24 protein-coding genes are annotated in these 21,021 nt (G+C 44.8%); 10 read left to right on the top strand and 14 right to left on the bottom strand.

Annotated features, from left to right (window positions below; all coding sequences use genetic code 11):
• The first annotated feature begins 3 nt into the window (after positions 1 to 3).
• Positions 4 to 267, top strand: a complete 264-nt coding sequence (locus ISX59_RS15430) for a GNAT family N-acetyltransferase (protein WP_005780139.1) — start codon at positions 4 to 6, stop codon at positions 265 to 267.
• A gap of 192 nt (positions 268 to 459) precedes the next feature.
• Here ISX59_RS15430 and ISX59_RS15425 read toward each other — a convergent pair whose 3' ends face one another.
• The 6 genes from ISX59_RS15425 to ISX59_RS15400 all read right to left on the bottom strand — a co-directional run bounded on the left by ISX59_RS15425 (position 460) and on the right by ISX59_RS15400 (position 4,253).
• Positions 460 to 729, bottom strand: a complete 270-nt coding sequence (locus tag ISX59_RS15425; RefSeq protein WP_005780137.1) for a zinc ribbon domain-containing protein — start codon at positions 727 to 729, stop codon at positions 460 to 462.
• A 47-nt stretch (positions 730 to 776) separates the two neighbouring features.
• On the bottom strand, positions 777 to 1,517 hold the full coding sequence (locus ISX59_RS15420) for an SDR family oxidoreductase (RefSeq protein WP_032535797.1): 741 nt from the start codon (positions 1,515 to 1,517) through the stop codon (positions 777 to 779).
• Between the two features lie 14 nt (positions 1,518 to 1,531).
• Positions 1,532 to 2,023 carry an accessory gene regulator B family protein gene (locus tag ISX59_RS15415; protein ID WP_005820917.1) on the bottom strand — a complete coding sequence of 164 codons (492 nt, stop codon included), beginning with the start codon at positions 2,021 to 2,023 and terminating at the stop codon, positions 1,532 to 1,534.
• A gap of 391 nt (positions 2,024 to 2,414) precedes the next feature.
• Positions 2,415 to 2,552: a hypothetical protein gene (locus tag ISX59_RS15410; RefSeq protein WP_005807324.1), complete on the bottom strand. Its 138-nt coding sequence runs from the start codon at positions 2,550 to 2,552 to the stop codon at positions 2,415 to 2,417.
• Between the two features lie 192 nt (positions 2,553 to 2,744).
• On the bottom strand, positions 2,745 to 3,875 hold the full coding sequence (locus ISX59_RS15405) for an ATP-binding protein (RefSeq protein ID WP_005820915.1): 1,131 nt from the start codon (positions 3,873 to 3,875) through the stop codon (positions 2,745 to 2,747).
• An 81-nt stretch (positions 3,876 to 3,956) separates the two neighbouring features.
• Positions 3,957 to 4,253: a nitrous oxide-stimulated promoter family protein gene (locus ISX59_RS15400; RefSeq protein ID WP_005780129.1), complete on the bottom strand. Its 297-nt coding sequence runs from the start codon at positions 4,251 to 4,253 to the stop codon at positions 3,957 to 3,959.
• Positions 4,254 to 4,337: 84 nt separating this feature from the next.
• Between ISX59_RS15400 and ISX59_RS15395 the strand changes: the two genes are divergently transcribed.
• The 4 genes from ISX59_RS15395 to ISX59_RS15380 all read left to right on the top strand — a co-directional run bounded on the left by ISX59_RS15395 (position 4,338) and on the right by ISX59_RS15380 (position 10,851).
• Positions 4,338 to 5,270 carry a DMT family transporter gene (locus ISX59_RS15395; RefSeq protein WP_005807317.1) on the top strand — a complete coding sequence of 311 codons (933 nt, stop codon included), beginning with the start codon at positions 4,338 to 4,340 and terminating at the stop codon, positions 5,268 to 5,270.
• Positions 5,271 to 5,300: 30 nt separating this feature from the next.
• Positions 5,301 to 6,515, top strand: coding sequence for a hypothetical protein (locus ISX59_RS15390; RefSeq protein ID WP_032530368.1), 1,215 nt, complete (start codon positions 5,301 to 5,303; stop codon positions 6,513 to 6,515).
• A 126-nt stretch (positions 6,516 to 6,641) separates the two neighbouring features.
• Positions 6,642 to 7,202, top strand: coding sequence for a hypothetical protein (locus ISX59_RS15385; protein WP_005780122.1), 561 nt, complete (start codon positions 6,642 to 6,644; stop codon positions 7,200 to 7,202).
• Complete coding sequence (locus ISX59_RS15380) at positions 7,186 to 10,851, top strand: ATP-binding protein (RefSeq protein WP_032542500.1); 3,666 nt, start codon at positions 7,186 to 7,188, stop codon at positions 10,849 to 10,851. The genes ISX59_RS15385 and ISX59_RS15380 overlap by 17 nt, the downstream gene beginning before the upstream one ends.
• A gap of 6 nt (positions 10,852 to 10,857) precedes the next feature.
• On the opposite strand, the gene ISX59_RS15375 is transcribed toward ISX59_RS15380, so the two are convergent.
• Positions 10,858 to 11,331 carry an arsenate reductase gene (locus ISX59_RS15375; RefSeq protein WP_032542499.1) on the bottom strand — a complete coding sequence of 158 codons (474 nt, stop codon included), beginning with the start codon at positions 11,329 to 11,331 and terminating at the stop codon, positions 10,858 to 10,860.
• A gap of 279 nt (positions 11,332 to 11,610) precedes the next feature.
• A complete protein-coding gene (gene rlmF / locus ISX59_RS15370; protein WP_005820909.1) occupies positions 11,611 to 12,519 on the bottom strand; it encodes a 23S rRNA (adenine(1618)-N(6))-methyltransferase RlmF in 909 nt (302 codons plus the stop codon).
• Positions 12,520 to 12,610: 91 nt separating this feature from the next.
• Between rlmF and ISX59_RS15365 the strand changes: the two genes are divergently transcribed.
• On the top strand, positions 12,611 to 12,883 hold the full coding sequence (locus ISX59_RS15365; RefSeq protein WP_032542540.1) for a DUF1294 domain-containing protein: 273 nt from the start codon (positions 12,611 to 12,613) through the stop codon (positions 12,881 to 12,883).
• A gap of 195 nt (positions 12,884 to 13,078) precedes the next feature.
• Here the strand turns inward: ISX59_RS15365 and ISX59_RS15360 are convergent, their stop codons facing one another.
• The gene (locus ISX59_RS15360) at positions 13,079 to 14,011 is read right to left on the bottom strand and encodes a DUF3276 family protein (protein WP_005807309.1); all 933 of its coding nucleotides are present in this window, start codon (positions 14,009 to 14,011) and stop codon (positions 13,079 to 13,081) included.
• A 193-nt stretch (positions 14,012 to 14,204) separates the two neighbouring features.
• On the opposite strand from ISX59_RS15360, the gene ISX59_RS15355 reads away from it, so the two are divergent.
• Positions 14,205 to 14,597: a (deoxy)nucleoside triphosphate pyrophosphohydrolase gene (locus ISX59_RS15355; RefSeq protein WP_005807306.1), complete on the top strand. Its 393-nt coding sequence runs from the start codon at positions 14,205 to 14,207 to the stop codon at positions 14,595 to 14,597.
• A 24-nt stretch (positions 14,598 to 14,621) separates the two neighbouring features.
• Here ISX59_RS15355 and ISX59_RS15350 read toward each other — a convergent pair whose 3' ends face one another.
• The 5 genes from ISX59_RS15350 to ISX59_RS15330 form a co-directional block, all read right to left on the bottom strand.
• Positions 14,622 to 15,107 (bottom strand): DUF2867 domain-containing protein, encoded by a 486-nt coding sequence (locus ISX59_RS15350; RefSeq protein ID WP_005807304.1) that lies wholly within the window; start codon positions 15,105 to 15,107, stop codon positions 14,622 to 14,624.
• A gap of 78 nt (positions 15,108 to 15,185) precedes the next feature.
• Positions 15,186 to 15,917 (bottom strand): alpha/beta hydrolase, encoded by a 732-nt coding sequence (locus ISX59_RS15345; protein ID WP_005807303.1) that lies wholly within the window; start codon positions 15,915 to 15,917, stop codon positions 15,186 to 15,188.
• 29 nt (positions 15,918 to 15,946) lie between these two features.
• The gene (locus ISX59_RS15340) at positions 15,947 to 16,540 is read right to left on the bottom strand and encodes a type 1 glutamine amidotransferase family protein (protein WP_005820903.1); all 594 of its coding nucleotides are present in this window, start codon (positions 16,538 to 16,540) and stop codon (positions 15,947 to 15,949) included.
• A gap of 43 nt (positions 16,541 to 16,583) precedes the next feature.
• Complete coding sequence (locus ISX59_RS15335) at positions 16,584 to 17,423, bottom strand: formamidopyrimidine-DNA glycosylase (RefSeq protein ID WP_005807300.1); 840 nt, start codon at positions 17,421 to 17,423, stop codon at positions 16,584 to 16,586.
• Positions 17,424 to 17,771: 348 nt separating this feature from the next.
• Entirely contained in the window at positions 17,772 to 18,719 is a 948-nt protein-coding gene (locus ISX59_RS15330; protein ID WP_220576042.1) for a GyrI-like domain-containing protein, read from the bottom strand.
• 149 nt (positions 18,720 to 18,868) lie between these two features.
• Here ISX59_RS15330 and ISX59_RS15325 point away from each other — a divergent pair, with 149 nt between their 5' ends.
• The 3 genes from ISX59_RS15325 (at position 18,869) to ISX59_RS15315 (ending at position 21,010) form a co-directional block, all read left to right on the top strand.
• Positions 18,869 to 19,675 (top strand): helix-turn-helix domain-containing protein, encoded by an 807-nt coding sequence (locus ISX59_RS15325; protein WP_220576041.1) that lies wholly within the window; start codon positions 18,869 to 18,871, stop codon positions 19,673 to 19,675.
• 105 nt (positions 19,676 to 19,780) lie between these two features.
• Positions 19,781 to 20,146, top strand: a complete 366-nt coding sequence (locus ISX59_RS15320) for a VOC family protein (RefSeq protein WP_005780096.1) — start codon at positions 19,781 to 19,783, stop codon at positions 20,144 to 20,146.
• A 42-nt stretch (positions 20,147 to 20,188) separates the two neighbouring features.
• A complete protein-coding gene (locus ISX59_RS15315) occupies positions 20,189 to 21,010 on the top strand; it encodes a helix-turn-helix domain-containing protein (RefSeq protein WP_220576040.1) in 822 nt (273 codons plus the stop codon).
• Positions 21,011 to 21,021 lie beyond the last annotated feature (11 nt).

The raw sequence follows: 21,021 nt of genomic DNA, 5'->3' as shown, positions 1-21,021 counted from the left end.
AAAATGGAAGAATATGAAGTAACTCACCGCCCGGAGCGGAATCGTTTTGAACTGGAAAAGAATGGAATGACTGCTTTTGTGGAGTATGAAGTAGAAGATGGAACGCTGGACATTATGCATACCATCGTTCCTCCCCCTCTGGAAGGAAAGGGGATTGCGGCAGCTCTGGTAGAAGCAACCTACAAATATGCTGCCGGACAAGGTCTGAAACCGAAAGCGACATGTTCGTATGCTGTAGCCTGGCTGAAGCGGCATCCGGTGGAATAAACGGTACCTCTTCCGATACAGCAGGAGATGTGTCAAACGCCTTTTCACCAGAGGATTACACAGATTGCCACAGATTAGAATATTAATCATCGATGACTTAAAATTCACTCTGTGTTACTCTGTGCCCTCTGTGGTGAGTTTTGACACACTCTCCTTTGTTTATGCGTCACAGATGTCTGTTTGAGTTATGTTTCACTGTTTCCATCTCTTCAGCATCGGGAAGAATTGCTTCATGTTCATAATGGCCTCTTCCTTCGTCATTTTCACTTCCGAATCCTTGTTAAATTCGTCAACGAACTGTGCGCAATGGTTGATCATTTCGTCCATCGTGCAATCCACGGTGAAATGTCCGTCGGCATAACAATAGGTGCAGTATTCTTCGTTCTTGCTGCCATCTTTTTCTGTTCCCAATACTTCCGGGCTAAGCGGCATACCGCAGCTCTGGCAAAATTTCTGTTCCATTCTTTCTTTGTTTTTAATGAATTATTCAATAGGGATATATATTCTTGTCACATAGTCTTTCCTGTCCGTATCGGCAGCCGTTTCCATATCCAGCGCGGAATCATCCGCCAGAAAAAGACAATGACAGCATAGCGCCAGTCGATCACTGCCACTCGTTTCCGGTGGTGCAATGCCCGTACAATCTGCCGGGCTACCTTTTCCGGTTGCATCAATAGCGGATAGCGTTTTCCGTCGTTCAGCAGGTCGGTAGACACAAAGCCCGGGCGGATGTCCGTAAAACAGATGTTCAGTTTTTGCATACATGCCAACTGTTCCAGTGCGTCGATATAGGTGTTCTGAAAACGCTTTGTGGCAGAGTAGGCAGGTGCCACTCCCAATCCCTTTGTCCCCGCAACGGAACTGATCACAGCCAGTTGTCCGCTGCCGTGCTCACGGAAGTAATTGAAAGCAGTGTCCACCATACGGGTGAACCCTTCCACATTGGTACGGGTAGTTTCCAGTTCGATGTCCGGATTCAGCCCTATGTTCTGATAACCGATGCCGGAGCTCAGCAGAAACAGATCCATACCTCCGACTCGCCTGATCAGGTTACTCAATTTGGGGGCTGCATCCGGTTGGGTGACGTCCAGTGCGGCGACTTCTACGCGGTCCGGTGCGCTGCTCTGCAAAGCTTCGAGTGACGGAAGCCGGCGCCCTGCAATACCGAGGTGCCAGCCCTGTAGGAGAAGTTGTTTGGCTACTTCACGTCCAATGCCTGAAGTAGCTCCTATGATAACGGCTCGTTTCATATTTGAATTTACTTTTATGGTGTTCTGTTTCTTTGAGAAGAACGTTTTTTCCGTCCGGTGTGTTTATCCGTCCGGCGCTCTTTTGTGTACCATCGGGTCAGTTGTCCGGTAAGGATCCATCCTGCGAGTAGGAACACTGCCAGCATTGCGGGAGTCACCCAGATATGTTTTTCAATCAGGGCTTCGAACCATTCAGTGTTCCGTATCGGTATGAACCACAGGGCTGTCAGCCCGATGGACGAGAATATTCGTATGAGTATCCGTCTGTCTTTTCTTCTTTCTTTCTCCGAAAATCCGGTTTCCGGGTTGAAGCTGTCGGGTGCCGGCACCTTGACGATGAGTGTAGTCAGCAGTACGATTACGCAGCCCGATGCCAGCATTATCTTCTCCAATGGTTTGCTGCCTTTTGCCGCGAACTTCACAAAAAGAAAGATCAGGGCAGCAATAACAATGCCTGTAATCCAGCAGGCGGTTTGGTCGGCGGCGGAGGATGCTGTGTATATCATTTCCTTACGAAAAGGTGAAATATAACTGGGTTTGCAGCAACAAAGATAATTAAATCTTTCTAAAATGCGACCTTCCGTTTTAAAATGCTGTTTTTATAAGGTTGGCAGAATAAAGGAGGGGAAATTGTAGCGGCGATAAAATGTCATTTTGTATATTCTATCACTCTCAGGCAGTCTTGGTTTCATGCCCGGAGGATGTGGCGACTGAAAAAACGCTTGTAGGAGGATTAAGGTAAAGCAATATGATGGAGAATTTGGGGTATTGTTGGAAAATTGTGTGATATATGTTTTTATGATCTTAGTAAATGATCTTTTTTGTGTGTGATTACTTTCTTTTAGTAGATTTGATTCGTGCGGCACGGTGGCTCTGATAGTTCGTAAACAGCCCATCTTACTCTTCTTTTTTACCCGTGCGGCGTTGCTCGTAGAGGAACGCACCGTCTCTTTGAAGCCAATGCACCGTCCGTTTGGGACTAACGCACCCTTTCTTTGCTGTCAACAAAGGCTCTGATAGAGTGGGGGACTGCATATATCTGCTTTTTATTGCATTTTTATGAGAGAATAAAGGCTTGTCCTTGCATGTTTTTTCATTATCTGTTGCTCCATCTCTCTATTTGTCTCTTTTTGTAAATGGAGGCTGTCGGCAGATAAGGGGTTTTACTGTCTTTTTGAAAGAAATCTATTGGAAATTCTTTCTTGGAGTGTTTGGCTTTTGAAGGACTTAATAGTTCTCTTTTAGCCAGATACCTAAAAATTGATCGTATATCTGGTATATTCCCAACTCCTGAGTGATGAAATCTTTTTCGAGCAGACCTTTCAGAGCCGATTGTACGGAGCTGGAAGAGGATAGCTTGTACTTCTTGATAAAAGCTGCCGAAGTAATGGCCTTCGCTTTTCCCTCTTTTGTGATGGCGATTAGTAACTCTTTCTGTTTTTCCGGTATGCGGAACAGTATTTCGGAATAGGTGAACTTGAACGAGTCGATGATTTGGCGGATGGCCTCCTCCACCATCTTCACTTCACAGGTTCCCTGTGCGGGAGTCATGTCGTAAAGTGTGTGGAGCACTTTCTGCATGTACCAGGTGATGCCGTCAAATCGTCGGTAGATGGTTTCAACCGTTTCATCGGTGATGCTTTTTCCTGCTTGGGCGAAGTGCAGTTGCGCGAAAGCAGTGTATTTTGCCAAAGGAATACTTTCAAGATGCATCATGGAAACACTCTGATAGAATGGGCGCGAGGGGGTGAGGAACATATTTCCCATGATGTGGCGCTGGCTTCCGGCAAAGATAAAATGGGCATTGCTGCAATGCTGGACATAGGTGCGCAAGGTTGCTTCTACATTATCCTCCGCATATCCGGCTATCTGCTGAAACTCGTCGATGGCTACCAGGCAGGGCTTATCGGCATGGTTCAGGTAATGGAAAATTTCGTCCAGCGTTGTTGCCGGAGCTTGTATGTCTCCCAGTCCCAGACTCAGTGAAGGAGTGCCGTTAATGTCGAAAGATACGCTTGTATGCAATGATTTGACGCTTTTCCAGAAGAGTTGCAAAGCTTTCTTGCCGGAAGGTTTTAATTCTTCCAGAATCTCTTTGCTCAGTGCGAATACAAAGTCACGAAGTGATTTGGTGGCATATATATCTATAAAAAAGGTATAGTAGTCCTTCCGGATTTTCCTTTCGCGGAAGCAATGCTGAATCAATCCGGTTTTCCCCATTCTCCGGGTAGAGATCAGGGCGAGATTGTTTCCGTTGCTTACTTCCCGGATCAGGGTTTCGCTCTCTTTCTCCCGGTCGCAGAAATAATCGGAAGATACATATCCACTGGTTATAAAGGGGTTTCTGATGATAGTCATGGTTCGTTACTTTAATAAGCAAAGATAATTATTATAAAGTAATAATGCAATTATAATAATAATATTCTTCTCTGTGCCTGCTTATCCAAACAGATGCCTGATTGCTTCCCAAGGTGCATAAATCAGCATTCGGGGACCGGAGAAACGCATTACTTGTTTCATCCGTTCCCGCATGGCAGGTTTGTAGCAGTGTACGCTGCATTGCTTGCATGCTTTCTTTTTCTCCCCAAAAGGGCAGCGGTCCAGCCGGGCATGCGCATAGCGAAGCAACTCTTCGCATTGGGGGCAAAGCGTGACATTCTTTTCTTTTTTACGGCAGTAAAGACGGATCATCAGCTCTACCACTCTCTTTTCCTGATCAATACGGTTTTTGCTCAATTTTAATCTCTGTTAGAATTGACGCAAAAGTAACCAACATCTCCAAAAAACTGTATCTTTGCACCCCGAAAATTGAATATAATAATGAATATTAATAGTAAGGCTAAAGGATTTGTTTGCGGAGCTGTGGCTGCTGCTACTTACGGCATGAATCCGTTGTTTACACTGCCGCTCTATAAAGAAGGGATGTCGGTGGACTCTGTATTGTTCTATCGTTACGGGTTTGCCGTACTTATTTTGGGGATTCTGATGAAAGTGCAGGGACAGTCGTTTGCCCTGAAAAGGAACGAGATATTGCCTCTGGTTGCAGGCGGACTGCTTTTTTCTGCCTCTTCACTGCTGTTGTTTCTGAGCTATAAGCACATGGATGCAGGCATTGCTTCCACCATCTTATTTGTCTATCCGGTGATGGTGGCGCTTATCATGTTCCTGTTTTTCCACGAAAAAGTGTCGTTGCTGACCGTCTTTTGCATTCTGCTTGCCCTTTCCGGCATCGGACTGCTTTACAAAGGGGAGGGAGGCGAAACGCTGAGTCTGGTCGGCATGTTGCTCGTTATCCTTTCCTCACTGTCTTATGCTGTCTATATAGTCGGTGTCAACCATTCCACGCTGAAGTTGATGTCTACGGCCAAGCTGACTTTTTACGCGCTGTTGTTCGGTCTTTCCATTTATATAGTCCGCCTGAATTTCTGCGCGGATCTTCAGGCTGTTCCTTCGTTTCCTGCCTGGGGCAATATTCTTGCCATGGCTTTCTTGCCTACCGTCATATCATTGGTATGTACGGCTGTTTCCATTCATAGCATCGGCTCTACGCCTACTGCCATTCTGGGAGCATTGGAGCCGGTGACGGCACTTTTCTTCGGGGTGATGATTTTTGGCGAACGGCTGACTCCCAGATTAATGCTTGGCATTCTGATGATTCTGGTAGCGGTCATGTTTATTGTAGTGGGTAAGCCATTGATGACTTTTATCAAGGAAGAGTTAGCCCGGGGAATGAAGAAAAAACTGATAAGATAAGGAATCCTGAAAAGCTTATAGCCGTTATACATGACTACATTTCACTCTATCGACGAGTTGCTGAAGATGATGAGCCGAGAACAGCTCCTGCTGAAACAGATGTTCAGCAAGCGGAAACAGCAATCCTTCCGGCGGGAATATGCACTGGAACTGACAGAATATAAACTACAACGTATACAGAGCCTGATCGATCACGGAGTGCTTCGTGAGAATGGTTCGTTTCTTGAGATGGAGGATATTTATCTGCATTTCTTCGAGCAGGTACTCGAAGTGAATGAAGAGATCAACACTTCGTTTGTCAACGAGCATATCAGTTATCTCAAAGATACTATCTCCTATTATCAGCAAGAAAACCACGAGAAACGGAAAACTACCTATCTGCGTACCATCAAGCGGATATTACGTAATATCGCCCTGACTACCTTGCGCAATGTGATCGACCTGAAGCGTAACATCGACAGCACTTTCAAGAATGAGCCGAACTATCAGATCAAGAAGAAAAAACTGGTTCGCCTGGACGAGAAACGGCGGGATATCGAGGCATTGATAAAAGTTAGCGAGGAGCTTCTTGCCAATGAAGAAGACCGCTTCTTCCGGCGGATACCGGACGAGGAACTGGGGATTGTGGTGGCAAACGTACGGATACAGCTCAATGAATGTTTCCACAACCTGATCGAGATACAAAAGCAGATTATCAGCTATCTGAACAAAATAGAGTATCAGAACAAGATCCGGGTTAAGATCCGGCAGCTGAAATACCTGAAAGATCAGTTCGAACTGGAGGAACGAACCAATATCTGCGAGGTGTTGATGCAGAAAGACAGTGTCTGGTTCGAACCTGCACCGGCTTATCCGTTACGTCTCTCCGTAGAATATCTTCGTAATGATGATGAAGTGTTGGAGAGCATCCGTAAAGTGATAACCATGATCGGCAAGCGTGCCATCCTGACCCGGAATGTGGCCGGCAGCATTGCCGAAGACTCTCTTGAGACCCATATATCGGAAGAGGCTTATATCAATCTGGAAGAAGTGAAGAAGCGGTTTATGCAGGCTGAAGAAGATTTGTTTTCGTTTGTGGCTGCCTATCCTTTCGCACAAGAGGTTTCTTTTGATGAGCGGATAACGTTCTACTGCCAGATTGTATCCCAGTTTTACGAAGAACTCCGTATCACCGGTGATTATGGCAGAATGGGTGGGGTGGAATATGCACTGATTTATTCGGAAAGGACAGGCGAAATAGTTTAGAAACGAATACAACTCACCACAGATTACACGGATTCTCACAGATTAATAATTTATTTTATTGAGAGTTAAATTAAAAGATCTGTGTTAATCTGTGCAATCTGTGGTGAACTCAAAGCCATTATAGTAATGATTAAACAAACTGCTGAAATATTTGAAATACTGAGTAAAGGAGGATTCATCTCTTCCGACAGTACCAATCCCAATATCCGCCAACTCTATACGGTGATCGAAGATAATCAGTCGGAGTTGTACGATTTCTTTGCCGCCATCAACTTTATCCTTGAGAGCGGGAATGAATATTATTATTTCTCCCGTCGGGAAAATAAAGTCGATCTGGAGCGTAAGTTAGAGATTGCCACCCGCTGGATTGATGTGCTTGATTTCATTAAAACCTACGATGCGGCTTTTTCATCCGGATTCCGTTTCCAGCCGGCCGATATGGTCGTAAAAGTAGGTACCGACCTGGAACTGAAAGAGAAACTCGCCGGATTGAAGAAACTTGTCGGACGGGAGAAGCACGAAGAGATGATCGATAAAATAGTGAATGACTTGAAACGTGACGGCTTCATTGAATTGGAGAACGAGATCACTTCCACCTATAAAGTAGTAGCGGCTTTCGGCTATCTGGAAGAGTTGGTCGCTTGTATTAACATATCAGAAGAAATACAGAATGAGATACCTGAATAAAATTGTTTTCATCAATAGTGCCCGTATACAATATGCCGAAATACAGATAGACGGCAATGTCCACTTTATCGGTACACAGGGGGTGGGGAAGAGTACGGCGTTACGTGCGCTGCTTTTCTTTTACAATGCCGACAAGACGAAGCTGGGCATATCAAAAGAGAAAAAGAGCTTTGACGAATATTACTTTCCGTACCTCAATTCATATATTATTTATGAAGTGACCGTAGACGATGCATCGTATTGTGTGTTGGCTTTTCGCTCCCAGGGGAGAGTTTGTTTCCGTTTTCTGGGAACGGGTTACAAAAAAGAATATTTTATTTCTCCCGAAGGAAAGGCTTACGAAGAGTGGGATCAGATACGCGATGCCCTTGGCAGCTTTGTCTATAAGAGCCGTCGCGTAGAGACGTATGAGGAGTATCGTGACATCATTTTCGGCAACAACCGGGGGCTTCCTCCGGAGTTACGGAAGTTTGCCATTACTGAGAGCCGTCAGTACCAGAATATACCGCGTACCATTCAGAATGTTTTCCTGAATTCAAAGCTCGATGCTGAGTTCATCAAGCAAACCATCATCATGTCACTGAACGAAGAAGATGTGCGTATCGATCTGGGGCAATATGCCCATCATCTGCGACGGTTCGATGAAGAGGTGACTGATATCAGCAAGTGGTTCAGGAAGAACAAGAACGGCGAGGTTACTGTTCGCCGGCAGGCTGACCGGGTAATTGAGCTTTATAGGGAAATGCATTATCTGGAGCAACAGGCGCGTACGCTGGCCGGGGAACTGAATTATACTTTCCGGATGGCACAGGAACTGCTCCCTTCACTGCAACAGAAGAAAGAGGAACTGTTGAAAGAGTTGGCAAAAGAGAAACATCAGCTTGAGGAACTTTCCGGGAAATTCCAGAGTGAGCGCGACCGTTTGCTGGGGCTTGTCAGGGTACAGAACGAGAACTTGAAAACTGCGCGTGAACGAAAGGAACGGTATGAGTCGCAGGATATTTATAATGTGTGCGACCGGGTGAATGCGGAGCCCGAAGCCATACTCCACAAACAGATGTTGGAGGAGCAGCTGACCATGTTGACTGCCCGCTTTGACGACATCAACAGCCAGTATAAGCTACTGAAGGAACAGGCTTCCAGTGCCTTTGAACGTTTCCGTAACGGTAAAAATGCTGAGCTGAATACGCTCCATTTACGTGCTATCGAACGTAAGGAGGCTGTACGAAAGGAGTACGATAAAATATTGAAAGAGGTGCGTGAGCAGGAAGTAGGGAAGTTGACCCTCCTGCGAGAACAGACAGAAAAGAAAAAAGAGGGCATCTATCAGTTGAAGATGGAACGGGAGAAGTGCCTGCACCGGACTTTCCATGAAGAAGAGTTACAGGCCTGCCGGACGGAACGCGTTGCATTGGAAAAGGAGAATCACGAATACCGGTTGAAGCTGAAAGAGGCAGAACAACAAATGGGGCTGGAACGTCGGCAATGGGAACTGGATCAGGCTGCCTGTGAGCAACAGTCGGGCGTCCGTCAGAAGGAAATAGAGCAGCAGATTGCGGTTGGTAGAGAAAAAGTGGCGGAGATAGACCGGTTACTTGATAACTGTCAGGGATCACTTTATGAATGGTTGAGCCGAAATAGTCCGGGATGGGAGAATACCATTGGTAAGGTGGTAGACGAAAAACTTGTTTTATTCAGTAAGGAACTCAATCCCCAATCTGTTCCGGATACCGGACAAGACTCTTTCTATGGCATCAAACTCGATCTTTCGGCTATCCGGAAAGAAGTGAAAAGTGTGCAGGAGTATGCCGCAGAGCAGGAAGCAATCCGTAAGGAGATACATGAATGGCAGCAGAATCTTGAGAAGTCGATAGAGGAAAAAGAGAAAGAGCTGGCTGCCATCCGGAAGAAACACCAGACTGTACTTAATACTTATAAGGAAGAGATGGCTCAGTCCGCTTACTGTATGGAACAGAATGACAAGCGTATTCAGGTTCTGAAAGCAGATGAAATCATGCTGGAGCAGAAGGCAGGCGAGGAGAAACGTATATTGCTGGAACAGTTGGAAAAACAGTTGGCTGAGGCTACACACAGTTTGCAGGAGTCAGCGGCGGAACTGGAACAGTTCAATCACTTACTTGAAACCCGAATCCGTCAGAAAGAGAAGGAACGTAACCAGAGAATGCAGGAAGAAGACACTCTGATCCGTAATAAGCAGGAAGAGATCCATCAGTCCATTGCTTCTGAAAAGAAGAAAACCGATGAACTGCTGGAGACAATGGATAAGGACCTGTTGCATGAACTTTCCGGAAAAGGGGTGGATACGGAACGTATCACTGCCCTGCGTAATGAAGTGGCCCGCACGGAACAGGAGTTAGCGTTTATCGAGCAGCACCGCCGTCTGGTTTACGATTACGAAAAGGATAAGCGGGAATTCTTCGACCGTATGGACGAATTCAGAAATGGAAAGCAGTTGGCCGAGAAAGAACTGGACGGTGAGAAAGAGAAGTTCCGCTTGAAGGAAGAAGAACTGAATCAGAAGGTAACGGGACTGAACAAGCAACTGGCTGAGACAAATACCCGCCTGAAGCATTTAGAAGAGGATATCCGGGAGACAGAGAACTTCAAAACACTCAATATTTGTCCGCCTGTACTGCAAACGGGAGTGGAAGCAGAGAGTGTGAAGCGCTGCAAGAAAGTGATAGAGGAGCTGACACAGAATCATTATCGGCAGATTGAACAAGAAAAGGACTTCCGGGAAGCGGTCGGCCGCTTTACGGGTAACTTCTCCGAACAGAATACGTTCAACTTCCGTACACGTCTTACAAAGCGCGACGAGTTTATGACCTTTGCTGCCGATCTCAAAGAGTTCATTGATAATGATAAGATCATTGACTTTGAACGTCGTTCGAATGAAGCATATACCGACTTGATTCACCGGATCGGGAAAGAGACGGCGGATATGCTTTCAAAAGAAGGGTTGATTCGCAAAACTATCAACGACATCAATAGTGACTTTGTGGAACGCAATTTCGCCGGGGTCATCAAAAGCATTGCCTTACAGATTGTGCCCAGTGGCAATCGTATCATGCAACATTTTGTTACCATCAAAGAGTTTTGCGACCGGAATCAACCGGGTGCTCTGGGCATGTTTAGCCTGTTCGGTCAGGAGGAGCTTGTGGAACAGAATCGGCAGGCGGTAAGTTTATTGCAGTCGCTGGTGAAAGAACTGGCACTGAACAAGGAAAAGGAACTGACGCTTTCTGATACTTTCGAACTTCAGTTTCGCATTGTGGAGAACGATAATGACAGCGGATGGGTGGAGAAACTGGCAAATGTAGGTTCCGACGGAACGGATATTCTGGTGAAGGCCATGATTAACATCATGTTGCTGAATGTGTTCAAGGAAAAGGCATCGCACCAGTTCAACGATTTCAAGCTGCACTGCATGATGGACGAGATCGGAAAACTGCATCCCAATAATATTAAAGGTATTTTGGACTTTGCCAATAACCGGAATATTATCTTGGTGAATAGCTCGCCTACTTCTTACCGGGCAAGCGATTACAAATATACTTATATCCTGAATAAAGACAAGCGAAATATTACAAGCGTGACACGGCTGATAAAGCAAGAGGTGAGGGAGTAATTTCCCTCACTCACATCTGCAAAAGTCGTTGGCTCCGCAAGTACATCGCGGGAGCAACTGCTCCTTCAGTTCGTCACGATACAGTTCGTATATTTTCTTGCCGATCTCTTCTTTCAGGCGGAGCAAGCCTTCCCATAGGTCCGTTCCGTTTGCCGATATGGTAGGGAACAGTTCATCGAAAGGAAGATAATACCAGTGTTTTACCTCTTTGGAGAAGTGGTTACGGATTTCATCGGTTGTCTCGGAAAGGACGATGATAGTATCCCAGCTTTTGTTGGTATATTCGTAGATGGAATGGGGAGGTCGTGTGTCAGGTTCGATACCTGTCTCTTTTATTAGTTTCAGGACAAGCGGATGAACCTCTGCTGCGGGTGCTGTTCCTGCAGAATATATTTTCATACCTTTTCCAAACGAGGAAAGAAGAGCCTGTGCGATCCGGCTGCGGCAACTGTCAGCATTGCTGAGGATTAATATGTTCATAATAATGTATAGTTTTCCAATTAACAGTGTTAACTCGGAATGAATGATTCTGATTGTTTGCAAACAAAGGACTTCTTTTGCACAGTTAAAGGACAAGTCTTTTGTTTGTAGAAAACAAGTTTTAATACAGTGTTAAAACACGTTTTCCGGAATTGGTTTGTTTGGAGTGATAAACTGTTTAACCTCAATGATATCTCTGCATTGCGGATGATCTTTTATTAAGGCCGCCTCCTTGAAAGATTTGAATAGATACTTGCTAATTTAGTAACTATATCTTTCTCAGAATCTCCATGCCAAAATCCGGCTGGTTTTACTACCTTGGTGCATCTCGATAATCTTATGTTCAGATATACCGACTGATTTGAGTTTGGCGGTCAGTTTACTCAGGTTCTTTTCTTTCGATACCAGACTGGTGAACCATTCGCAATTCTTTCGGTAGTTCCGGCTCTCTTCGATCATGGTCAGCAGAAAGCGAAGTTCTCCACCTTCGCACCAGAGTTCGTTGGCATTGCCTCCGAAGTTGAGCCGGGCTTTGGTTATTTTTCTCCCCTTTAGGCTACTGAGTTTACGCAGCGTCCCGTCTTCAGCTTCTTCTCTGGAACTGTGGAAAGGAGGATTACAGATGGTTACATCGAAGTATTCATCCGGAGCAATGATCCCTTCAAATATCTTTCGGCTATCCCGTTGCAGCCGGAGTTCTATCTTATGGGCCAGTGCCGGATTGCAAGTTACAATCTTTCGTGCATTATCAATGGAGATAGGATCAATATCGGAACCGACGAAAGTCCATCCATATTCTGTTTGTCCGATAATGGGGTAGATACAGTTGGCACCTACACCGATATCAAGACACCTGCATGGGTGAGTGGCTTTTGTTGCTGCTTCTGTCTGTATCGGGTTTTCGGGTTGAATCAAATCCGCTATGTAATGGATATAGTCTGCTCTTCCCGGAATGGGCGGACACAGGTAATTCTTAGGAATATCCCAGTATCGTATGCCGTAACAGCTTATCAACAAGGCTTTGTTGAGTGCCTTCACCGCCTGCGGATTAAAGAAATCGATACTTGTCGTCCCGTATGCGTTCGGTGCGACGAACTTCTTCAACGGGGGATACTCTTCCATCAGTCTTGAAAAATCGTACTGTCCGTTATGCTTGTTCCTTTTATGTAATTCGTTTCTCTCTGCCATGCGGGCAAAGATACAGAGAATCTTTCGGCCGACAAATCGGGCTTGACTAAAAATGCGTATCTTTGCCGGCGAATTAAAAAAGAGCCAACCGTTGAAGTTACTTTTCTTATATCTGATAATCGTGAATACCGTTTCTTTTGTTATGTACGGTATCGATAAACGGAACGCATCCCGAAAACGATGGCGTACTCCCGAAGTCCACCTGCTGGGAATAGCCGTAGCGGGAGGGTCGTTAGGTGCATGGGCAGGGATGTATACGTTTCGGCATAAGACACGGCATCTTAAATTTAAGTATGGTATACCGGTAATTGGGGTATTGCAGGTGGGGATGGCGGTATATTATTTCTTGTCAGAATTCATATAGGGACGAATGTCTTTTAAGAGTGATTCTAAATACATTTGCAATGTCCTTTACTGTGTTTTTCCACTCGATTCTCTTCTATGCCTTTGGAATTGCTGACTACTTTTTCTATCATTTTTTACAGTGTCACATTTGTAAAACCCTTTTCTCTCTACCCGTATTTAATAAGAGATGTCGTTTTAAAACCAGATAATATCATTATCTTAATTTAATTCCCAGTTTTTGTAATCTGGAACGTATCGCTCCGTCATTCCGTTCGAATATCTCTGTCAGTTCGTTAATGGTTTTGCCTTCCGCATACAACCGGAGAAGATAATCATCTGCACTCTTTTCCCATGGCAAATAGGCGTTGCCATACTCTTCTCTTTTGAAACTAAGAGTCTGTTTTTGCTTTATAGGGTTCAATCCCCAATATTCAATAGCTCGGTCTAATTCTTGTTTGAACTGGAGTATTTCATCCTTGTTGATGAAAATCGTTTCTCTGTGGAAACCCTTATTTCCTTGATGTTTACTTTGGGTAATTTTTAGATATTCTTGTCCGCTTAAGTCCTGTTTAATATCTAAAAAGAGTTCTCCTCCTTTTGTGGATGTCCTATAGGTTATAACATCACTGTCTGCCGCTCTCTCCATAAGGGTAGGTTCTGTCGGCAGGTAATTCGAATTGTGTAAAAATGTAATGTTTGTTTTTCCGCTAATTTGTCTGTCGATATTTCCTCCTGGTTTACAATAACCGATTATAACATGGTCCGCAAATGAAAGTATTATTTCATTCCGGTCATAGGCTGATTGATGATTAATTCTGTGTACCTGGCTATTACAGGCAGTTACTATCAATAGCCTCTTCTCTTTGAGTGCCAACTTAATATGATTACTCCATTCTTCTTTCATGCTTTCAGCCAGTACCAGAATGACTGGTATTTTCTTCTCCAATAGTATATTAAAGACCTCTTGTTCCATTTTTGAATGATTTCCGCAAAGGATGCAATCTCTTTCCGGTAATAATTGATTTGCCCAGCGATAAATAGATGCTGTTTTATTTTCAGGTACTTGCCGGGAACATAAGAAAGCAATTTTCTTCTTCGACATGAGTGCACTGTTACCTGATTGGTAGAGTTGGGGAGTGGTGTTCATTTTATATGCTGATAATTGTTTTTCAATGTATTAATTGTTAATTGTCTTATCGTTATGGGACTTACATTCCGGTGATTAACAAAGGTAGGGAAAATATTTAAGATTAGTCTTTATTACTTTTAATTTCCTCCTTTCCCACATTCTTTTATTACTTTTGCATCCATTATCTTCGAAACCCAATACCGCAGTCATTATGAAAAGTATAGAAGTCGTAGCAGCCGTTATCAGATCTGGAGGAAAATATCTTTGTGTACAACGGGGACGGACTAAATTTTCATATACTTCTTTCAGGTACGAATTTCCAGGTGGAAAAGTGGAGAAAGGTGAATCTTTGCAGGAAGCACTTCAAAGAGAAATTATGGAAGAAATGGATTATACTATTGAAGTGGGAGAGAAGCTTTTGACAGTCCATCACATCTATCCTGATTTCGAAATTACGATGCACGCTTTTCTATGTCATCCTATCGGAGAGCAATATGTATTGAAAGAACATATTGCTGCACAGTGGCTCTTTCCTGGAGAGATGGTAACATTGGACTGGGCGGAAGCGGATAAACCGGTAGTAAAAAAGATTTCGGAACAATAAAAAAATATGTTTAATTACGTGATATCAAGATGCTTCTCTCTCCAGAGATATAAGTTTATACCTTTTTTCTACTCTCTCCAATAATGATCGAATAATAACTTTATGGAAAGGACGAACCACGAAAAAGTAGAGTTTTCCCAAACGGTTGTGGTATTTGACTATCGTGGTGATTCGTAAAGTTTGGCTGTTGGCTTCGGAAACCTTACACCAAAGGGATACGTAGAAAGTCAAGTGTTTATCGGACATACCAAAGATTATTTCGTGTTGATTTCTTTCACACTCCATATCCGTGATTCGTCTGTTTGTATTGAGCCCGAAAGGCTTGACTATACTATTTCTTACTTTTAGAAGCCGGATAATCCAGGAGGGTAGTTGGTTAAAAGCTATATCTGCAAACTCGTCAGTGGAGATTGCATTCTTATTATGCAACTCTTTTGAAAAGGAGTCATAATAATCTGCCGGAAGATAGTTCTCAATTAGGCTGTCTGGATTAGTTTCTTGTTGCTTCATAGATCTGATTTCTTATGATTATGGGTTTTATTGTATCATGGTACGTCATGGTGTATTATATAATATCATGAAAATTAATTAGTTATTTAAGAACATATATATGTGTCGGTTAATAAGATCGTGTTGTTCTGCCGATCCGTTTTCTCCCATGTTACTGTGTGTAACTCCATCCAGTCGCACAACTTCTATTCGAAATTTCTGTTGCTCCTCGCTGGTTGGGAGTACGCCCGGATCAGCATCATAATCGCACCCTCTCAACGTGTATATCCGTGGCTTTTGTGTTCTTGGGATTATCATTCTCCGGTGGTCCATTGAGATAGCTTTCATTATCAGTTCCGGATGATTTGTTGCGGTGAGCATGGTTATATCACCTCCGTTTGAATGACCTATCACACAAAGTTTCTCCCATTGCAGGTTCGGTTTTAGCTTCTTAAACTCCCGGATTGTAAAGAGAATATTTTCTTCTCCTCTTTTCCAGTTAGGCATACGGGTTTCCATAAAATTTCCTTCCATAGCCAAAAGAGGATCATCGGACAATTCATGTTGGATACTTATCACATAATATCCTTTTTCTGCCAAAAAACGAGTCAGATATGAATAACTCTGGTTCGATTTATCGTTCTTGTTTCCGTCATATCCATGGTTGAATATAATGACTCCGGTCCTGGCGCTTTCTTTTTTTGGCCGGTAAACAGCTACCGGCACTATCCGGTTACGTCTTGAATCAAACAGGCTGGTTGTGAATTCTGTTTGTGCGTACACTTCTGCCAATGAGAGTAAAAGAAGCAGTATGGTGAATCCTTTTTTCATGTTGTCCCGTATGCTTGATGAACATGTTGCTATCTCACAAGTCCATTCTTACTGAAATCATAAAATGCTTCGATCTTTTCCTCCGTATCGGCTTTCAATGCTAATAGCAACTCACGGGTGAATTCCAGATAACCGGTACCGTTTGCCGTAACTATGTTCTTATCACCGACAGCTTGCTTTTCCAGGTAACCATCTTCGTTGGTATATCGTTCTCCGCCCCACTGTTTGAGCACGGCAAGGGTGTTTCCGGTATGCTTAACATTGTTTAGGAAGCCATGGGCGCACAGAAATGAAGCAGCGTTGCAGATACCGCCAATCACTTTCCCTTTTTCAAAAGCATTTTGCACGATGGGGAATACACGTTCTGCTTCAGGAGATTGCCATTGCATACCACCAATTAGGACCAAGGCAGCATAATCGGAAGGAAGGTTGTCGAAACTGTAGTCCGGCAGAGTACGGAAACCACCCAAAGAGCAGACCGGATCCAAAGTGGGGGCTACTGTTTTGACTACGTACTTGATTTCACTGCCCGGCATTAGTCCGGAATGAAGGGACGCTGCTACGAAAGCACTTTCCCAATCGGCATACTCGTTGAGAATGATAAATAATACTTCTTGTTTCATTGTTTTTTTTTGTTTTTATAATTGAATAGTGACTGTGAGGGGCTTATTTCATTACCTGGCATCCCCTGCAATAATAAATGCTTCCTCCCAGATAGTTCTCTTTCACAATGGTTTCACCACATTTGGGGCACGCATGTCCCGCTGTATTTTTTGACAGGGAGGCTACATATTGCCCGGGAACTCCAAACAAATCAGTTTCGGTGCTTCGTCCGCCCAGGCGGTAGATATCTTGTAGTGTCTCTTTCACTTGTTCGTACATTTTCTCCTTTTCCTCTGCGCCCAGTTTGTCGATCTTTGTTTTTGGATGGATATGCGCATGGTACAGGATGTCTTGCAATACTCCGTTGCCCAGTCCGGGAATTGTCTGTTCCGTGGCCAGAAAAGCTTTTGCCGATTTCTTCTGTGCATCCGGCGCATTTACCAATCCAAGAAAGTACTCCTTGTCAAAGGCGTCCGACATCACTTGTGGCTTTGTTCTGGCCGTTTCGTAATAGGCGGCCAATGGTGCGTCAAAATGCCCTCGGGTAAAGCACAACAGTGCTCCGTACATCCGTACAGATGCTAACAGGCAACTTTCGTCATCGAATGCCACCAGCAGTTGATGTTTGGAGGGTAACTTCGCTCCCGGTTCGAAATAACGAAGATTGACCCCGTCTGTCAAAACCAACATCGTGTCTCCAGCCGTTAGTTCGACCATTCCGCCTTGTGGGCAGGCTTTGTCAATGGTCTTGCCAACCAGGCGTTCGGCACACTCTTCCGGTTTACCATAAAACCAAGCAAATTTATGTGGTGTATATTGGGCGAATATATCCGTGATTCGTTTGCCGCATACGGTTTTGTTCAGTTGCTCGCACAGCAGGCGAGCTTCGGGAGCTTCTATCATGGGCGAAAGGATTAAAAGGTTTATAGATGCACAAAGATACGATTCTTTTAAAAAAAAGAGAATATAATAGGAAAATAAGGCAGCGTTACTTATAACGCTGTAAGTCGAAACATACTAATTCCCTTGCTTGCATCTAATATTATTAAGTAGTTAATCAAGATTAGCTGAATCTATTAGAAGTATAATTTATTGGTCTTTAATATTATACTCAAATTAATATTGATAACTAAATATGCATTGGTACTTAATATATTAATATTTAAACAAGGGAATTATCCTTAAAAAGGCTTCAATCTATAAGATTCTTAAATTCTACTTTAAGGTAGTCTTCCATACCTTTCTTTTGATCTATAATGGTTTTACCGGTATGCAGATGTCAACAATGTGTTTCTTTTGCGGATGGGTGGTGTAGTCGTTGTGGTACAATTCATACGCACATCCATCTCCTTGCTGGTAGCCGCTTTCGGTGAACCAATGGCACATGGTGTTCCATGCCTTCTGAAACTCGTCCATTCCAAGTTCGAAATGCCCGACTGCATACTGACCGCCCGGAATCGTCATTTTACCGATTTCGCCTTCTACCTTCACCTCTTTGTCGACAATGATGCAGGCACTTTGCCTGATTTTGTCTTCATCGGTGATCGAAGGATCGTCGTGTGTGACGGTAGCGGTTTTAGTAACATTAGGCGTGTACAATCCCCTGGGTGTTGCCCATTGTCCCAATTTTGCGTAAGCCTGGCCAATCAGGTGGAACGGGCCGATGTGGCGGCAATAGATCGCCTTCATTTCCGGCATTTCTTTTACTTCTACAATTGATTCCATAAAATATAGTTGTTTTAGTTTTACACCGCAAAGGTCGAAATTTGCCACTGCACTGTGTGTTATATTCTTGCGGATCGCTTGCCCGTTCTTGCTAAATAGGTTTCCTTCGAATACATAGACCGGCTTATCCGTTCGGCTGAACTGGGTAGGGGTGATGCCGAAATACTTTTTGAAGGTCCGGCAGAACAGGGATGTACTGCCGAAACCGCAGCTGTAAGCAATCTCGGTGATGGACGGGAAGGGATCTTTCTGTAATTTCCATGCTGCCTTCTCCACCCTGAGACGCTGGATGTAGTCGGTCGGTGTTTCACCTATCAGAAAGGCAAATATCCGGTGGAAATGAAAGGGTGAAAAGTTGGCAACGGCAGCGATGTCTTTCAGTTCGATCGGTTGCTCCAGGTTCCGGTCGATGAAATCCATCACCCTGTTAATCCTGGAATGATATTCTATCCTGCTTCTTTCTTGTATATTCATGCCTGTTTATTTTGGTGGACAAAAGTACGTTCTAAATATCAGTTGCGTTTGTCCATTCTTGCTTTTCTTTGTCTCTTTTTTCCTATCCCTTCTTTTTCCCGTCCCTTATCTTTGCCGCGATGATCTAAAAAACAATATATTTGTAACCTATGCAATCATTCAGAATCATAAAACCTGCTGCGTCACTCGTCCCTTATGTCCGGCATTACTGGGTATTGAGCGACGATGCGCTTGCGCCGGTATCCGAACGGACGCTGCCCGTGGGGTGCGTCCAGATGGTTTTTCACCGGGGGAGGCAACTGCTTTCGCTGACCGAAGGCCGGTTGCAACCCTCTTCTTTCATCAGCGGGCAGGCGTTCGGCTATTCCGATGTCGAGTCTACGGGGATGTTGGAGATGATCGTAGTCGTTTTTCAGCCCTTTGCTGCAAAAGCTTTCCTCCACATGCCTGTCAGTGAGTTTCGTGGGATGAATGTAAATACCGAAGAGACGGACGATCCTCAGTTGGCTGATCTGGGCAGGCGGGTAGCCGATATGCCGGATCAGGCGGCGTGCATCCGCCTGATAGAAGAGTTTCTGCTAAGCCGTCTATACGCTTTTCCCGAATACAACCTGAAGCGGGTTTCGACCGCTTTGGAGGCGGTGACCCTCCATCCGCACATCCGTACGACACAACTGGCGGACGTAGCCTGCCTGAGCAATAGGCAGTTTGGGCGGGTGTTTGCGGAGTACGTAGGCGCTACTCCCAAGGAGTTTCTGCGCATTGTGCGGATGCAGCGGGCGTTGTACACTTTGCAATGCCAGCCGGGCATTTCGTTTGCGCAACTGGCCTGCGAATGTGGTTTCTTCGACCAATCACACATGATTAAGGAGTTCAAACTCTTTTCGGGATATACTCCGGCGGAATACTTAGCTGTTTGCGCTCCTTATTCCGATTATTTCTCCGTGGAGGAATGATGTCTGTTTTCTACTATCTGGGGCGGGTGCTTTGCCCTACTTTTGCGGTGTGCTTGGGAGACGTGACTTCCGGCATACAGTATTCATCTTATTAATAGAAAGAAAATGGAAAAGTTTATTGCGTTTTTTGAGATTCCGGCGGCAGATTTCCACCGGGCGGTAGGATTTTATGAAACAGTGTTGGACATCAAATTGGCGGTCTCGGAGTATGAAGAGGAGAAGATGGCCTGCTTCATGGAGCAGGGCGAAGCGGTGGGAGCGGTGTCGTGGGCACCCGATTTCCTGCCTTCGGAGCGAGGAACATTGATTCACTTCTATTGCGAAGAGATCGGCAAGTCGCTGGAACGTGTCTTGCAGAAAGGCGGGAAAGTCATTATCCCCGAGACGAAGATTGACGCTGAAGGCAGGGGACATTTCGCTGTTTTTGCCGATAGCGAAGGAAACCATATCGGTTTGTATTCGGATAAATAGCAGGTGTGAGTGATTCTCACTATATTTGCCCGAAATTGAAGTATGTATAGAGAATATCAACCTTGTGGACTGCTGGCTCCTTACGTCGATAAAATTTGGGAGTTCAAAGGAAGTCCTGAGTATGGGATGCGTATCAACGTCCTGCCGGACGGGTGTACCGATTTGATTTTCGCTTTGGGCGGGATAACACAGCCGGTAGGCAGCGAAGGGCGGATCATGCCGTCTTGCCGTTCGTTTTTCGTGGGACCGATGAAACGTTATTCGGAGTTGGTTGCGTATACCGAAACGGTTCACATGGTTGGTATTCGTTTTCATCCTTGCGGATTATTCCGATTCATGGACTTGCCCGTGCAGGAGTTGGGCGGTCAGCGAATCGGCAGTGCCGACTTGGGGATCAAGCTGTTCGATGATTCGTTTACGGAGCGACTCTACGAGCTTCCGGATTTGCGGAGCAGGATTCAGTGTATTGAGGCAGTATTGGTGCGGTCGATGTACAAGCACGATGTAGTGGACAAACAGATTGTTTTTGCAGTAAACCACATTCATTTGTACCACGGTCAGCGGGAGATCCGTTTGCTGGCAGAAGATGCCTGTTTGTGTCAACGGCATCTGGAACGGCGGTTCAAGCTGTTTACCGGATTTACCCCTAAAGAATACAGTCGGATTGTGAAGTTCAGGCAGGCGATCGATCTGCTGAAAAGTACGACGGAGGCAAATAACCTGCTCTCGGTAGCGGTGAATGCCGGATATTACGATGTTTCGCACTTCCTGAAAGAGGTCAAGACACTGTCCGGCGGTACTGCAGAATCATTCCTCTCTCCGACCTTACCGCAAGAGGGGCTGCTGACGTATATTAAGAAATAAAATATCGGTTG

Source organism: Bacteroides sp. FSHCM14E1 (genome assembly GCF_019633785.1).
Classification (GTDB): domain Bacteria; phylum Bacteroidota; class Bacteroidia; order Bacteroidales; family Bacteroidaceae; genus Bacteroides; species Bacteroides hominis.
Note: the sequence above shows the minus strand (reverse complement) of the source record. Positions and strands in the feature narration are given on the sequence as shown.